This is a genomic window from Lutibacter aestuarii, from assembly GCF_042676885.1.
GTDB classification, from domain to species: domain Bacteria; phylum Bacteroidota; class Bacteroidia; order Flavobacteriales; family Flavobacteriaceae; genus Lutibacter; species Lutibacter aestuarii.
On the sequence record NZ_JBHTIC010000006.1, the window covers coordinates 117029 to 132538 of the forward strand.

Annotated in this window: 13 protein-coding genes; 3 read left to right on the forward strand and 10 right to left on the reverse strand. The window is 30.4% G+C overall.

The features are described from left to right. The first annotated feature begins 117 nt into the window (after positions 1 to 117). A complete protein-coding gene (locus ACFQZW_RS05225) occupies positions 118 to 465 on the forward strand; it encodes a membrane-binding protein (protein ID WP_298262857.1) in 348 nt (115 codons plus the stop codon). A gap of 81 nt (positions 466 to 546) precedes the next feature. On the opposite strand, the gene ACFQZW_RS05230 is transcribed toward ACFQZW_RS05225, so the two are convergent. The 3 genes from ACFQZW_RS05230 to ACFQZW_RS05240 form a co-directional block, all read right to left on the reverse strand. Beyond that, positions 547 to 2772 carry a hypothetical protein gene (locus tag ACFQZW_RS05230; protein ID WP_386781615.1) on the reverse strand — a complete coding sequence of 742 codons (2226 nt, stop codon included), beginning with the start codon at positions 2770 to 2772 and terminating at the stop codon, positions 547 to 549. Positions 2773 to 2861: 89 nt separating this feature from the next. Then, positions 2862 to 5681, reverse strand: a complete 2820-nt coding sequence (locus tag ACFQZW_RS05235; RefSeq protein ID WP_386781617.1) for a TonB-dependent receptor — start codon at positions 5679 to 5681, stop codon at positions 2862 to 2864. A 115-nt stretch (positions 5682 to 5796) separates the two neighbouring features. Continuing rightward, positions 5797 to 6186, reverse strand: a complete 390-nt coding sequence (locus tag ACFQZW_RS05240) for a carboxypeptidase-like regulatory domain-containing protein (RefSeq protein ID WP_386781619.1) — start codon at positions 6184 to 6186, stop codon at positions 5797 to 5799. 163 nt (positions 6187 to 6349) lie between these two features. Between ACFQZW_RS05240 and ACFQZW_RS05245 the strand changes: the two genes are divergently transcribed. Next, a complete protein-coding gene (locus ACFQZW_RS05245; RefSeq protein ID WP_298262853.1) occupies positions 6350 to 7684 on the forward strand; it encodes a deoxyguanosinetriphosphate triphosphohydrolase in 1335 nt (444 codons plus the stop codon). Positions 7685 to 7687: 3 nt separating this feature from the next. Here the strand turns inward: ACFQZW_RS05245 and ACFQZW_RS05250 are convergent, their stop codons facing one another. From ACFQZW_RS05250 to ACFQZW_RS05260, 3 genes are all read right to left on the reverse strand, one after another. Further along, positions 7688 to 8830, reverse strand: coding sequence for an ATP-binding protein (locus tag ACFQZW_RS05250; RefSeq protein ID WP_298262852.1), 1143 nt, complete (start codon positions 8828 to 8830; stop codon positions 7688 to 7690). 6 nt (positions 8831 to 8836) lie between these two features. Further along, positions 8837 to 9592 carry an SDR family NAD(P)-dependent oxidoreductase gene (locus tag ACFQZW_RS05255; RefSeq protein WP_386781623.1) on the reverse strand — a complete coding sequence of 252 codons (756 nt, stop codon included), beginning with the start codon at positions 9590 to 9592 and terminating at the stop codon, positions 8837 to 8839. 109 nt (positions 9593 to 9701) lie between these two features. Further along, a complete protein-coding gene (locus ACFQZW_RS05260) occupies positions 9702 to 10622 on the reverse strand; it encodes a hypothetical protein (protein ID WP_386781625.1) in 921 nt (306 codons plus the stop codon). A 91-nt stretch (positions 10623 to 10713) separates the two neighbouring features. On the opposite strand from ACFQZW_RS05260, the gene ACFQZW_RS05265 reads away from it, so the two are divergent. After that, entirely contained in the window at positions 10714 to 11685 is a 972-nt protein-coding gene (locus ACFQZW_RS05265) for a Gfo/Idh/MocA family protein (protein ID WP_386781627.1), read from the forward strand. Here the strand turns inward: ACFQZW_RS05265 and ACFQZW_RS05270 are convergent. From ACFQZW_RS05270 to atpH, 4 genes are all read right to left on the reverse strand, one after another. Further along, positions 11682 to 12170: a hypothetical protein gene (locus tag ACFQZW_RS05270; RefSeq protein WP_386781629.1), complete on the reverse strand. Its 489-nt coding sequence runs from the start codon at positions 12168 to 12170 to the stop codon at positions 11682 to 11684. The two genes, ACFQZW_RS05265 and ACFQZW_RS05270, sit on opposite strands and share 4 nt — an antisense overlap. A 165-nt stretch (positions 12171 to 12335) precedes the next feature. Next, complete coding sequence (gene atpG / locus ACFQZW_RS05275) at positions 12336 to 13196, reverse strand: ATP synthase F1 subunit gamma (protein ID WP_298262847.1); 861 nt, start codon at positions 13194 to 13196, stop codon at positions 12336 to 12338. A 141-nt stretch (positions 13197 to 13337) separates the two neighbouring features. Next, the gene (atpA, locus tag ACFQZW_RS05280) at positions 13338 to 14915 is read right to left on the reverse strand and encodes a F0F1 ATP synthase subunit alpha (RefSeq protein WP_298262846.1); all 1578 of its coding nucleotides are present in this window, start codon (positions 14913 to 14915) and stop codon (positions 13338 to 13340) included. 52 nt (positions 14916 to 14967) lie between these two features. Continuing rightward, positions 14968 to 15510: an ATP synthase F1 subunit delta gene (gene atpH / locus ACFQZW_RS05285; RefSeq protein ID WP_298262845.1), complete on the reverse strand. Its 543-nt coding sequence runs from the start codon at positions 15508 to 15510 to the stop codon at positions 14968 to 14970.

A 15510-nucleotide genomic window follows, 5' to 3' on the forward strand; every position in this document is an offset into this window, starting at 1 on the left:
TGTTTCATTTGAAAAAATTTAATGTAAACTTAATGTTAACTAAACGTAAATTATGTGTAAATTTTTTACTTTTAGTGTAGAATTAAATTTTACATTAACTGAAAATTAAAATAGATTATGAAAACATTTATATACACATTGGTATTATTAGTTGGGTTTACTGCTTTTTCTCAAGAACAAAAAGTTGAATATAAAAAAGTAGCTAACAATTTAGTAAAAGCTACCTATTACTTTTCTGAAAACAATAATTTGGTAGAACGAGAAGGTTATTTTAATGCTGCTGAAAAATTACATGGAACATGGATTAGCTACGATTTGCAAGGAAATAAAAAGGTTATTGCAAATTACAATAATGGAGTTAAAGAAGGTGTTTGGACCTACTTTAAAGAAGATAAAATAAGTGTTGTAACTTACAACCACAATAAAATAACTAATGTTGAAGAAAAAGCACTCGTTATTAATTAGTCCTAAAATTAAATTTCTTTAAAAGAAAAAAGGAGCTATTTTAAAAACAGCTCCTTTTTTTATACGTAAAAGATTACTTTCTTAATTAAATCTTGCCCATCCTGTAGCCCAGTCTGGAGCAGCTGCTCCATTACCAGCACCAGTTGCAGTACCTTCTGTGTAAAAAGTTTGATTTGCACCTGTATGATCTGTTGCTACAAAGTCTGTAGCTGGACTATCAAATTGTATATTTGTAATTGTTAAATCACCTGCTTCAATCCTAGATACTGCAGGAGCATCACTACTCTTAACTTTAATCCCTAAATCAATACCTGTTGTATAAAAATTATCAATTGTAAATTTTCCACCACCTTCTTTATAGTAAAGTGCTCCTTCAGTTACTGGACCAACCACTGTAACATTACTAATTGTAGTAGTTGTTATAGGGTTAACAGATGCTGTTTCATCTTTAAGGTTTGATCCTTCTAAACCTGCTTTGGCTGAACCTGAAACATACCAATATTCACCATTTCCATTCCATCCATCTGCAAAATCAATACCATCATCACCTGCATTTGTAGAAATTAAATATCTACCGTTTACTGTACCTCCAAAAAATTCGATACCATCGTCTTTTCCATTATAAGATTGTACATATTCAACGGTCGTTCCTGAACCAACTCCAAATAAAGACAATCCATTAAATTGTTTATCTGCAGAAAACTCAGCTCCTGTATATTCTAATCTTAAATATTTGATTGACCCTGAGTTATCATCAATAACTGTACCTCCATAAGTTAGGCCTGCTACTTCTGAAGTTACAGAAGCTCCTTTATTAGTAGGTGCTTTTCCACAAACAACCAATCCTCCCCAATCAGCAGGTGCAGGAGAAGTTTCTCCTGAAGTCATAATAACAGGATTGTCAGAAGTTCCTTCTACAAAAATTTGACCACCTTGAGCAACAGCAATATAAGCAGCAGTACCACCTGTAGCTTTAATTACAGTTCCCGCTGGGATTGTTAATTTTCCACCATTTTCAATTTCCAACGAACTAGTTAATAAATAAGTTACCTCTGATTTTAACGATACTTCATTTGAAATTTTACCTTGAAGATTTTCAGTAGTTGCCGCACTATTAGTAAGACCTTTTGTCCAACCTGCAGCCCAATCTGGAGCAGCTGCTCCATTACCAGCACCAGTAGCAATTCCTTCTGTGTAAAAAGTTTGATTTGCACCTGTATGATCTGTTTTAACTAACCCAGAAACAGCTTCAGCAAATTGCATATTTGTTATTGTTAAATCGCCTGCTTCAATTCTTGTTACAGCAGGAATATCAGTACTTTTAACTTTAATCCCTAAATCAACAGCTGAAGTATAAAAATTATCAATTGTAAATTTTCCACCACCTTCTTTATAGTAAAGTGCTCCTTCAGTTACTGGACCAACCACTGTAACGTTACTAATTGTAGTAGTTGTTATAGGGTTAACGGATGCTGTTTCATCCTTAAGGTTTGATCCTTCTAAACCTGCTTTGGCTGAACCTGAAACATACCAATATTCACCATTTCCATTCCATCCATCTGCAAAGTCAATACCATCATCACCTGCATTTGTAGAAATTAAATATCTACCGTTTACTGTACCTCCAAAAAATTCGATACCATCGTCTTTTCCATTGTAAGATTGTACATATTCAACGGTCGTTCCTGAACCAACTCCAAATAAAGACAATCCATTAAATTGTTTATCTGCAGAAAACTCAGCTCCTGTGTATTCAATTCTTAAGTATCTGATTGAACCTGAGTTATCATTATTTTCTGTTCCTCCATAAGTTAGACCTGCTACTTCTGAAGTTACAGAAGCTCCTTTATTAGTAGGTGCTTTTCCACAAACAACCAATCCTCCCCAATCAGCAGGTGCAGGAGAAGCCTCACCTGAGGTCATAATAACAGGATTGTCAGAAGTTCCTTGAATATTAATTTTACCTCCTTGAGCAACAGCTATATAAGCTGCAGTACCGCCTGTAGCTTTAATTACAGTTCCCGCTGGGATGTTAAGTGTAGCACCATCAAGAACAACATAGGCCGCTGTAAGTTGATATTCTAAATTTGGATCTAAATTAACAGTTCCTGTAATTTCACCTTCTAAAGTCGTGTTTACCTCACAAGGTTGACAAGAAGATCCACCACAGTCAATTCCTGTTTCATCTCCATTTTGAATTCCATCTGAACAAGTTGCTAATGTACTTTCATCATCATCATTGCCACAAGAAATTACAACAGCCATTGCGGCTATCATTATCATTAAAGTTAAAAGTTGTTTTTTCATTTTGTTTTATTTATTTATTTTACAAATTAATTGCACTCGTATAATTTAGGTATTGTTTAAAATTTATTTTTGGATTAATTTAATGTAAATTAAAAGTTATAGGATATTGATAATTTAGTACTTATCCCTGCTTTATAAGATGAAACTGTTACATCTTGTGTTTCTTGAAACCTTTTAATTGTTGGGTTTAAAATATTTTTAGCCGTAATACCAATTGTTAAATTTTTATTCATTTGGTATTTTGTAATAAAATCTAAAGAACCAACTCCTTTCTCAACTAAATTTCCTTTTCCTTGAGTACCCAAAGCATAAACTCTGTCTGAAAAATAATTGAATGTAAGTGTTGATAATAAATTTTTATCTGCAGCGTATTCTTTAAAAAAACTAATATCTGCATTTAGTAAAAGATCTGATGCGCCTGTTAATTTATCTTCATCATTTGTAAAAAAAGTACTTAAAGGAAATCCTGCTTCGGTAGTTTCTTTTAAAACTTTTTCATCATCAAGTTTTTGATTGGTATTCATATAGGAAGCATTAAAACCAATAGATAACGTGCTTTTTAAAAAATCATCTCCTTTTTCAATTTCACTTTCAAAAACACCTTTTCGATACTCTAGTTCCACTCCATAAGCAACTGCATAATCTCCTGAATTAACATAACTTACATCATTAGATGCTGAATTTACAGTAAACTCATTGATAGGATCTTGTATGTATTTTCCAAAAGCACCTAAAGAAATAATTTCATTAGATTTTGGAAACAGCTCCCACTTAAAATCTGCATTATAATCTTTAGAAGCATATAGCGTTGGATTTCCAAATGATGTTTGTGTTATTTCATCGTATAAAAAGGGTGCTCTTTCTTTAAATTGAGGTAGCGTATATGTTTTACTTGCTGCAAATTTTAAATTCTGTTTATCATTTAATTTATATTTTAACGATAACATTGGAAGAATTTCTGTAGTATTAAATTCACTTTCCCCACCTTCTGGGTCTAACGCTGTACTCCATTTAATAAATTGTGTTATTTCCTCTGCTCTTACACCAGCAACTACAATTAATTTTGGAGAAAATGAATATTCAAAAGAAACAAAAGCTGCGTGGATGTCTTGGTTTCCTTCATAGGTTTGAGGATCTAAAGCAATTGGAACATTTGCACCTCCTCTAAAAGTATTTATTTTAAATAATCCTGCATTAAAATTTTCTTGATTAAAATAGGCATCAAGATTATATACATCTTCTATAGTTGGTTGGTTAATTGGAGTGCCATTGTTATTAATTAAAATATCAAAGTTGAATTGTATAGCTTCAAAATTTATATTTTTAATTTTTCCACTATAACCAACAGTTACTTTTCCATTAAATTCTTCTTCTTCGTTTTCATCAAACTTATATGTTCCTGAAATATTTGCTGCAAGTTCATCTTCAGTCAATTCATGATAAAACCTATGATTATCTGAGGTACTTAATACGTTTTTAAAAGATTTTGGACCTTCTGGTTCATTTGGGTTATCTGGTGATAGTGTTGTTTGCCTTCTATTTGGAACATCATTTTTAACGGTATTGTAAGAAATTCCCCAATCAGCTTCAAATCGTTCTTTTATTTTATGATTTCCTAAAAGTTGATTTACAAAAAGTGCTGTTTTTTCAAAAGTACTTCGTTGAATCAATCCACCTCCATTAGAAGCATAATCAAACACATCAATTATCCCATCATACTCTTGTTGCTTTTGACTTGAAGTATTGATAAACAAAGTGTTATATTTTAAAGTGGTTCCTTGATTGCTGAATGCAATGTTACCCATTACAGTAGAGTTGGTATTGTACTCATAACTAGTAAAATCAAACTCTTTGGCTGTAAGTCCATAAGGCGATGTGCTTCCTTTTGAAATCCCTTCTCTAAACTTGTAGCCATTGTCAAAACTAGCTACTGTAAAAAAACTTATTTTACTGTCCTCTCCAAATGTATAAGAATCTCCTCCCTTTAAGGATGCACTTATATTAATTGGGCTGTTTACTTTTTCTCGATTCCAACTTGTTGTAAAATTGTAATTACTTAGAGGAAATTTAGGATGGTTTTTGTTATAAAATCCTGAAAAATTTGGACCATCATTTAAATAAAAATTGTTTTGAGAAATTACTTCTATATTTGCTCCTGTACCTATTCCTATTTCTAAAAACCCATTTCCTTTATAATTTTTAGATGCAATATTTACATTTGCGCCTGCAAAATCTCCATAATTTTTAGTATTGTACGTTTTATCAATGCTTATATATTCTACAATATCTGTTGAAAAAATATCCAGATCAATATTTTTCTTTGAAGGATTATTTGATGGTAATGGTAATCCATTTAATGTAGTTACATTATAACGATCACCTAAACCTCTTACAAATACACCTCCAGATCCTTCTTGTTTTGAAATCCCTGTAGTTTTGGTTAAAGCTGTTGCAACATCACTAACCCCTTTTCTCGATAATTCTTGAGCTCCAATTTTTTGTTCAATTGCTACGGCTTTTTTCTGCTCAGTTAATAAAGCACTTTCCGATTCTTTATTGGTCGTTGCTGTAATTTGAATTTCGCTTAAAGAAACTCCTTCACTTGCACTTAGTATTTGATTAATAATAACTGTTTCTCCAGATTTAACAATTACATTTGGTACTTCAACTGTTTTATAACCAATAAAACTAAAAACCAAGGTATAAGTTCCTGGTTCCGCTTGAAAGGTATATGTTCCTTCAAATTCGGTAGTTGTTCCTATTGAAGTTCCTTTAATAAACACATTCGCAAAAGGTAAGGGTTCATTATTAACTTCTTTATCATATACAGTACCTGAAATTGTACCTTTTGTTTGACCTATAATAGTGATAGTTAGTAGTAAAAATATAACGGTAAGTATTTTCTTCATTTTAAGTATTAATTTCTTCTTGCAAAGGAATTGCAACTACGTAAATGAAAAGTTAAACTGTTGTTATATAAAGTTAATAAAAGAGTTAATTTAATGTTAGCAGATTAAGATTAATTTAACCTTTAAAACTATTATTAATTGATAAAATATCGGCTTCTATTTTTAAAGCTTCTAAAACCTGATTGCATTTTACCACTCCACTAGCGGTTACTTTTACATTATCAACTTCAACCGTTTTATACCCTAAAAAACTAAAAATTAAGGTATAATTTCCTGGTTTTAAATTTATTGAAAAAGAGCCATCAAAATCAGTTTCAACTTCAATAGTTGTATTTTTAATTGACACATTTGCAAAAGCTAGTTCGGAAGTTAAATTAGTGTCATATACAACTCCTTCAATAACTCCTTCATTATTAACATCTGATACTAAAGAACTTACATTAAAAGATTGACTGAATAACGAAGTGCTAAAAAATAATACTATATAAATTAAAAATGATTTCATCTCTAGGTTTTTATTTGCTACAAAACAACAAAACCAATGTTAACTTACAGTTAAATGTAACTTACCCTTTTGTATATTCAATGTTAAATTTATTAAAGAGATCCATTTTAAAAAAGAATAAATTATTAACTATATTGCAACAAAATTTTCAAAAAAATTCAAAATGAATTGGATCCAATTATTATCTCTTAAACGTTTTGGAGATAAACATAAAAGATTGCGTTGCGAACAAGATGAACACAGGCTTGGTTTTGAAGTAGATTATGACCGAATTATTTTTTCGGATTCATTTAGAAGTTTGCAAGACAAAACACAAGTTATTCCGCATTCTAAAACAGATTTTGTTCATACTAGGTTAACACATAGTTTAGAAGTTAGTGTAGTAGCTCGGTCATTAGGAAGAATAGTTGGTGAGCAACTTTTAAAAAAGCACCCAAAACTTGTTAAAGAAGGTTATAAAATGAACGATTTTGGTGCTATTGTTGCAACTGCAGCTTTGGCTCATGATATTGGAAACCCTCCTTTTGGACATAGTGGCGAAAAAGCTATTGGTGAATATTTTAAAAATGGAAAGGGTAAAAAATTTAAAGAATCCCTTACAGACAAACAATGGCAAGATTTAATTGACTTTGAAGGAAATGCTAACGGCTTTAGAATTTTAAATAAAAGTCAAAAAGGAAGTGAAGGAGGACTCCGTTTATCTTATGCAACTTTAGGAGCTTTTACCAAATATCCTAAAGAATCGTTACCAAAAAAACCTTCCAATCATATTGCCGATAAAAAATATGGTGTTTTTCAATCTGAAGTTTCTTTTTTTAATGAAGTTGCACAAGAATTGGGTTTAATTTCTTCTGGTAAAGAAGGAAATATGGCCTATAAAAGACACCCTTTATCGTACTTAGTTGAAGCAGCGGACGATATTTGTTATACTATTATAGATTTTGAGGATGGTATAAATTTAGGTTTAATTGAAGAAGAATTTGCACTTGAATACTTAATTAAATTAGTAAAAGATACTATTGATTCTAATAAATATTACCAATTAGAACATAAAAAAGATAGACTGAGTTATTTACGTGCTTTAGCAATTGGCACCCTCATTAATGAAGCTTCTAAAGTATTTTTAGAAAATGAAGAAGCTATTTTAAAAGGAGAATATCCTTACTCATTACTTGATAAATGTAACTATGAAGCACAAATAAACGATATTATTAAAATTAGTGTTGAAAAAATTTATAAAAGTAGAGAAGTTATTGAAAAAGAGCTAGCAGGCTACAATGTAATTGCAAATTTATTAGATGTTTTTATAACAGCTACAAATAATAATTATGAAAATAATTTAACAAATTATGACAAATTAATCATTGCAATTTTACCTGAAAGTTTACAACAACCTAAAGATACTTTATATTTAAGATTATTAGCAATAAGTGGCTATGTAGCTAGTTTAACCGATGGTTTTGCACTACAGTTGTATCAAAAGTTAAATGGAAAATAACAGTTATTTTTGATAGGTAACTTTTCGTAATACTCGTAAAGCTTCCTTATACTTTATATAACTTGTTTTATCATCTAATTCTTTTAAATATTTTTTAGCTTCTTTTAATTTTAACAATGCATTTGGTATTTTATTTAAAACACAAATTAAATAGTTGGTTGGTAGCTCCTCTAAATCAATTAATTCCGTTTCTGTAAGTGGTAAGTTTTTTTTCAGCTTTAATAAAATGGCATTGCAATTGTTAAATACATGGTACAATTCAGTTTTATTAAATTGAGGAGGTTTAAATAAAAGCTCGGTAACAATGTCGTGTTTTCCATTTTCTTTAAAATGTATCACCGTTTTTTCAAAAGGATAAAAATCAAATTCATCTTGCATTCTTAAAAAAATATACTCGGTAATGATAAATGATTTATGATTGAATTCAATTTTTACTTCGTCTAAAGCCGAATAAAATAAACGAACTTGCTCATTAATTAGCTCAATATCAACTCGTGAGTAAAAAATTTTATCATCTACCTTTTTCTTTTTCCCAGCCCAACACAACACAAATTGTTCATTAAAAACTTTATAGGTTGGATGATATTCTTCTTTATGCCTTTTAAAAAAATCAAAAACACCATCTAAAGTAAGTTGAATATTGTTACTTGCATTAATTTCTATAGCTTCAACTATTTCTTTATTGGTACTTTTTAATTCAAATTTCCCTAATGTTGACATTGAGTTACTTCCTCTTCTAAAAAAAACGGTTCCTCTAACATATTTCCAAATTGGTTTTTTTAATGATGTTATTTTATCATTTGGTTGAATCGTGACCAAGCCCACCACTTTGTACCTTGGAAGTGTTGGAAATGCTATATTTTCATATTGAATTTTGGGAGGATTTTCTAAATACGAATTTATTAAATTTTGAATTTTACTATCATCAAAAAAATCTACACCTTCAATTTTATTGAGTTGATCTTCCACTCCAATTACAATATAAGAATTATTCTCAGGGTTTGAGTTTGATAATGCGCAAACGTGTTTTAAAAACTTTGCTTTTCCTTCTTTGGAGTCTAACGATATTTTTTGCTTTTTATCGTAAAAGCTATTCTCATCGTTATGAGCTAATAAGTTTTTTATTAAAAGACGTTTGTTAATCATATTAAACTATTCTTTATGTAAAATAGTTGCGCTTGCTTGTGCAGTAGGATACACTATTAAATCTTCAATATTTACATGAGCTGGTCTAGTAACAACAAAATAAATAATCTCTGCTATATCTTCAGGTTGCAATGCTTTATATCCTGCATAAACATTTTTTGCTCTTTCAGCATCCCCTTTAAAACGTACCTCAGAAAACTCGGTTTCTACAGCTCCTGGATGTATGGCTGCAACTCTAATGTTATGTTTGTTTAAATCTAATCGCATAGCCTTATTTAAAGCGTTTACAGCGTACTTTGATGCACAATAGACATTTCCATTAGGATACACCTCTTTTCCAGCAATAGAGCCAATATTTATTACAAACCCTTGATTTCTTTCAACCATTTGAGGTAAGATGGCTTTAGATACGTATAACAAACCTTTTACATTGATATCTATCATAGCATCCCAATCATCCATATTTCCATCTTGTAGGGTACTAAAACCATGGGCATTCCCTGCATTATTAATTAAAATATCAATTGTTTTAAATTCTGTAGGTAAAGAGTTAATTGCTTTAAAAATTGCTTCTTTGTCTCTTACATCAAATTGCAAAGTTATAACTTTGGTTAATTTACCTAATTGCTCTTTTAATTCATTAAGTCGATCTTGTCTTCTTCCACATAGAATTAAATTCATATTATTTTTTGCAAAAATTTCTGCAGTTGCTTTTCCAATACCAGAAGTTGCTCCTGTTATAAATGCTGTTTTTGAATTCATTTTTTAATTTTTTTTATGGATATAAAGATACAAAAAAACCGCTCCGGGGAGGAGCGGTCTCATCAATTGGTTATTAAAAATAACCAACCAAAAATCAACTAACCAAACTTTATTTTAAATTTCTTCTAATTTTCGTTTCTCTATATACTTTAGTTCGTTTTCTTCCATCATTCCTTACAGTACCTTTTGACGAACTATTTTTTAAGTATTGAATATAACCTCTTCCTGTAAACTCATAGGTTGTTCCAGAGTCTATGTGGTACAAACTAATCTTTCCATCATTTATAACGCTCAATTCAAACTCTTCATTGCCATAAGAATCATAATCTAATGTTAAAATTTTTAGATTGTCATATCCTTGAACATTTGCAACAGTGTAGCTACCTACATAGTCCCAATAAATATTAGCAACATTCGTGCCAATTTGATCTTGAGATGAATAAAAAGTAGTTATATTTTCTGGTGTAAATCTTAAAAAGTTTTCATTATCAAATTCGTTTAATTCACCTGTATCGCTTACAAATGTTTTTTCCCAAGCATCATACTCTTGTAAAAAGTATTCAATATTATCATAAAATATTTGATCGTAATCAAAATTATATTTTTGATACCCTTCTAAATAATACGTTACGTTGTTGTAATTGTCCACTAATTTTATTCTGTCTCTCGTTATTTGAACCACATCAAAATCGTAATAACCATCTAAATTGTGATCCACTTCTAAATAGCCATTATAGGTGTCGTAGTATCCTATTTGAATACCATAACCATTTCCTGTAGAGCCTATACCTACTAAATTATTATTTGCATATAATTTTCCATTAATAAATGATATGGTAAAAGCTTTCGATAAAAATGGCACATCACCGTTTCCTGTTGTTTTGTTATAATCAATATACCATAAATCAAAATCTGTAACAACTTCTTCTAAAGAAACATAATAATCATCATCGTCATTAATTCTAATACTACAAGAAGTAAAAGTTATACCTAAAACCAGTGTTGCAAAAAGTAATTTTAAAGTCTTCATATTCATTTATTTTTAGGTTATGTTCAAGGAATTTCAAATTCTATGCCAAAAAAATTATATTTACTAATTAATACTAAAAAGCTGCTTTTATATGAATAAAATTAAATGGGGAATTATTGGCTTAGGAAAAATTGCACATAAATTTGCGAATGATTTACTGTTACTTGAAGACATTGAATTAGAAGCTGTTGCTTCAAGAGATATTTCAAAAGCAGCCTCTTTTTCTAAAAAATATTATGCAAATAAACATTATGGATCGTATCTAGAGTTAATCCAAGATAAAAACGTGGAAATTATTTATATTGCCACTCCAAATAACTTACACCAATCCATTACTGTTTTAGCTTTACAACATAAAAAGGCAGTTTTATGTGAAAAACCTTTTGCTATTAATAAAACTCAAGTTCTAAGCATGATTGATGCTTCAAAAGAAAATAACACCTTTTTAATGGAAGCTTTATGGACTCGATTTATGCCTGCAATGGTAGAAATAAAAAAAAGAATTGATACTGGAGAAATTGGTGAGTTAAAATACATTAATGCTGATTTTGCCTTTAAAGCGCCTTTAACCATCCAACGTGTACATGACAAAAGTTTAGGTGGCGGCTCTCTATTAGATATTGGAATTTATCCTATTTTTTTAAGTTATTTTTTATTAGGAAATCCTATTAAAATTATGGCGAGTGCAACGTATTTTGACTCTGGAGTAGATTCACAATTAGCAATGATATTTAATTATAAAAATGCTCAAGCACTACTTTTTAGTAGTTTTAATTCAAACTCAAAAAGGGTTGCTAAAATTAGTGGTACTTTGGGTGAAATTATTATAAATAATCCTTGGAACGAAACAGTTTGTTTTACTTTAACTAAAGATGAAAAAAAACAAAAATTTGAATATCCAAAATTAGGAAAAGGATATACTCATGAGATTATAGAATGCAATAAATGCTTAAATAATGGTAAAATTGAAAGTAACCTTTGGTCTCATAACCATAGTATTGAATTGATTTCTTTATTAGATTTAGTTAGAAAAGAAATCAATTTAACCTATTTTGAAGACTAATTTTTTGAATACATATAAACCGTTGCTGTTTTTTGTAACGAAGTAATTTTAAAGTAATTGATTTTACCATTTAATGTATAACTAACAACTGCTTCATTTTCGTTTAATTCAAAAGGGATTTTTGACGTTGCTTCAGGTGGCTTATTTCCAAATTCTTTTTTCTCATCTATATCTAAATTATAATCATGTGGTTTTGGATGTGTTAAAAGACTTGTAAAAACCAATTTTGATTTAAATTCTTCAACTTTAAATTCTGATTTTAATCCTCTAAAAAAAACAGAATCCAAGGTGATTTCTGGATTATCTATGGAAACAGAAATTGTATATCCTTTAGAATTAGGTTTTCCACCAGCCCAAGAATTATACGTTGCTGATATAACTTTAAAAGGTGGTTCTTTTTGTAATTTAAGACCTTTAGATGATCCACAAAAAGTAAATAGGAATGATGCTCCTAAAAACATTATAAAGTGTATTATTTTTTTCATAATTATTTACTTATACTACAGTTATATCAAATCATATACCAAACTACAAAAAAAGAGTTTATCAAAAAATGATAAACTCTTTAAATATGCTTTGTTATAATTATCTTTATTTCTAAATATTAAAAGCTTATATACTGTTAAAAATTTGGCTCATAAATAATCCGCCTAATTGTTAAGGGCTTCCGCTCCACCAACAATTTCTAAAATTTCATTGGTAATTGCTGCCTGACGTGCTTTGTTGTACGTTAGTAGTAAATCATCACGCAATTCGGTAGCATTATCCGTTGCTTTGTGCATTGCTGTCATTCGAGCACCATGTTCAGAAGCAAAAGAATCTCTAATTGCTTTATACAATTGTGTTTTTAAAGACTTTGGAATTAATTCTAAAACAATTTCAGCTTTTCCTGGCTCAAAAATATAATCTGTGTTTACATTTACGTTTCCTTTAATAGGCTCAATTGGTAAAAACTGTTCAATTGTTTCTATTTGAGTTGCGGCATTTTTAAATTGGTTATAAACCAATTCAACTTTATCATATTTCCCTTCGGCAAATAAAGTCATAATAGTTTCCGCTATAGCAGCAACGTTATCAAAGGTCAAATCGTCAAAAATTTCATTGTGATTTTCAACAACTGAAAAATCTTTAGATAACAAATCGTTTCCTTTTTTACCTATTGTTAAAAGCTCAACTTGTTTTCCTTTATAATTGTCCTCTACATTTTTCACAGCTGCTTTAATTACCGATGAATTAAAACCACCACACAAACCTCTATTTGATGTAATTACAACCAAAAGTACTTTTGAAACTTCTCTTTGTTCAGAATATACACCTCCAACGTCGCCTTCTAAAGTAGCACTTAAACTTTGTAAAAGTTCAGTTAACTTATTAGCATACGGACGCATTTGGGTAATTGCATCTTGCGCTTTTTTCAACTTTGCAGCCGATACCATTTTCATGGCACTGGTAATTTGCATTGTTGATCCAATGGATGTAATTCTGTTACGTATTTCTTTTAAGTTTGCCATTCTAATTTAATTTGTCATTCCGCATTTGATACGGAATCTTTTTATATGAGCTTCTAATCATGAGATTCCCGTTTTACTCATTGAATCACATTTTAAATTAATGAATTCATAATCTTCGATTTTACGGGAATGACAATAGTTTTAAGCGTATTTTGCTGAAACTTCTTTAGCCGCGCTAGTTAAAGTATCAATAACTTCATCTGTTAATTTACCTGCTTTTAGCGTATCTAATGTTCCTCTATGTTTAGCATTTAAATATTGAATGTAATCAGTTTCAAATTCTTTTACTTTTTCAACAGGTACACTTCTTAACAAGTTTTTTGAACCTGCATAAATAATTGCAATTTGATCTTCAACAGTAAATGGATCTGATTGATTTTGCTTCAAAATTTCCACATTACGTTTTCCTTTTTCAATAACATTCATAGTTGCAGCATCTAAATCGGAACCAAACTTAGCAAACGCTTCTAACTCACGATATTGCGCTTGGTCTAATTTTAATGTTCCTGCTACTTTTTTCATGGATTTGATTTGTGCATTACCACCAACACGAGATACAGAAATACCTACGTTAATAGCAGGACGCACCCCAGAGTTAAATAAATCAGATTCTAAGAAAATTTGTCCGTCAGTAATTGAAATTACGTTGGTTGGAATATATGCAGAAACGTCACCAGCTTGTGTTTCAATAATTGGTAAAGCTGTTAGAGAACCTCCTCCTTTTACTTTGCCTTCTAACGAATTTGGCACATCATTCATTTGAGCAGCAATAGTATCATCATTAATTACTTTTGCAGCACGCTCTAACAATCTTGAATGTAAGTAGAAAACATCTCCTGGATACGCCTCACGTCCTGGTGGACGACGTAATAATAATGAGATTTCACGGTATGCAACTGCTTGTTTAGATAAATCATCATAAACAATTAAAGCTGGACGACCCGTATCTCTAAAATATTCACCAATTGCAGCACCTGCCATTGGAGCATATACTTGCATTGCAGCAGGATCTGATGCATTAGCAGCAACAATTGTTGTATAAGCTAAAGCTCCTTTTTCTTCTAGTAAATTTGCAATACCTGCAACTGTAGAAGCTTTTTGTCCGATTGCTACATAAATACAATAAACTGGTTCACCTGCATCGTAAAATTCTTTTTGGTTGATAATAGTATCAATGGCAACAGTAGATTTACCTGTTTGACGGTCACCAATAATAAGCTCACGTTGTCCTCTACCTACAGGAATCATAGCATCAACTGCTTTTACTCCTGTTTGTAATGGCTCTGTTACAGGTTCACGATAAATTACCCCTGGAGCTTTACGCTCAAGTGGCATTTCAAAAGTTTCACCTTGAATAGCACCTTTACCATCAATAGGAAATCCTAAAGTATTTACAACACGTCCAACAATTCCTTCACCAACTTTTAATGAAGCAATTCTTTCAGTACGTTTTACTGTAGCTCCTTCTTTGATTGAAATAGAATGACCTAATAAAACAACTCCTACATTGTCTTCTTCCAAGTTAAGTACAATTCCTTCTAATCCATCTTCAAACTCAACTAACTCACCGTATTGTACGTTTGATAAACCATATACACGTGCAATACCGTCACCTACTTGTAATACTGTTCCTACTTCGTCTAATGAAGCTGATGCTTCAAACCCTGCTAATTGTTGTTTTAAAATCGCTGATACTTCAGCTGGTTTTATTGATGCCATTTTTTATATTTTTTAAAACTAAAATCTATTTAATTTACATTTTGAAAATTGGTTAATTAACCTTTTCAAATTGTCTTTTTAATACTTGTAATTTATTTGTAATACTTGCATCGTATTGAACATCTCCAATACGTAGTATAAATCCGCCAATAATATCTGGATTTACAATATTTTCAATGGTTGCTTCTTTACCAGTAATTTCTTTTACTTTGTCAAGCACCTTATTGTTCAACTCTTCTGTTAAAGGAACTGCTGTTGTAACTTTTGCTACTTCAATACCTTTTAACTCGTCATAAATAACTGTGTACTTTTTTGCTACATCAGTTAAAATAGACAATCTTTTATTTTCAACTAAAAGATCTATTAAGCCAATAGTTAAACCAGATACTTTTGAAGAAAAAACTTCTTTTAAGGTTGATTTTTTTTCTTCCGATTTTAACACTGGACTGCTTAAAATCAGTTGTAAATCTTTACTTTCTTCAATTGTATTTGCCATTAACAACATGTCGTTATTCACTTCAACCTCTTTTGATTGTTCAAGTGCAAAACTTAATATTGCTTTTGCATATCTTACTGCTGCTCTAGATCCGCTCAT

What these genes read in the sequence shown, in the direction of transcription:
- ACFQZW_RS05270 (WP_386781629.1), bottom strand. Translation starts at nt 12,170, where the DNA reads ATGAAAAAAATAATACACTTTATAATGTTTTTAGGAGCATCATTCCTA.
- ACFQZW_RS05230 (WP_386781615.1), bottom strand. Translation starts at nt 2,772, where the DNA reads ATGAAAAAACAACTTTTAACTTTAATGATAATGATAGCCGCAATGGCT.
- ACFQZW_RS05260 (WP_386781625.1), bottom strand. Translation starts at nt 10,622, where the DNA reads ATGAAGACTTTAAAATTACTTTTTGCAACACTGGTTTTAGGTATAACT.
- ACFQZW_RS05240 (WP_386781619.1), bottom strand. Translation starts at nt 6,186, where the DNA reads ATGAAATCATTTTTAATTTATATAGTATTATTTTTTAGCACTTCGTTA.
- ACFQZW_RS05250 (WP_298262852.1), bottom strand. Translation starts at nt 8,830, where the DNA reads ATGATTAACAAACGTCTTTTAATAAAAAACTTATTAGCTCATAACGAT.
- atpH (WP_298262845.1), bottom strand. Translation starts at nt 15,510, where the DNA reads ATGAGCGGATCTAGAGCAGCAGTAAGATATGCAAAAGCAATATTAAGT.
- ACFQZW_RS05255 (WP_386781623.1), bottom strand. Translation starts at nt 9,592, where the DNA reads ATGAATTCAAAAACAGCATTTATAACAGGAGCAACTTCTGGTATTGGA.
- ACFQZW_RS05235 (WP_386781617.1), bottom strand. Translation starts at nt 5,681, where the DNA reads ATGAAGAAAATACTTACCGTTATATTTTTACTACTAACTATCACTATT.
- atpG (WP_298262847.1), bottom strand. Translation starts at nt 13,196, where the DNA reads ATGGCAAACTTAAAAGAAATACGTAACAGAATTACATCCATTGGATCA.
- atpA (WP_298262846.1), bottom strand. Translation starts at nt 14,915, where the DNA reads ATGGCATCAATAAAACCAGCTGAAGTATCAGCGATTTTAAAACAACAA.
- ACFQZW_RS05245 (WP_298262853.1), top strand. Translation starts at nt 6,350, where the DNA reads ATGAATTGGATCCAATTATTATCTCTTAAACGTTTTGGAGATAAACAT.
- ACFQZW_RS05265 (WP_386781627.1), top strand. Translation starts at nt 10,714, where the DNA reads ATGAATAAAATTAAATGGGGAATTATTGGCTTAGGAAAAATTGCACAT.
- ACFQZW_RS05225 (WP_298262857.1), top strand. Translation starts at nt 118, where the DNA reads ATGAAAACATTTATATACACATTGGTATTATTAGTTGGGTTTACTGCT.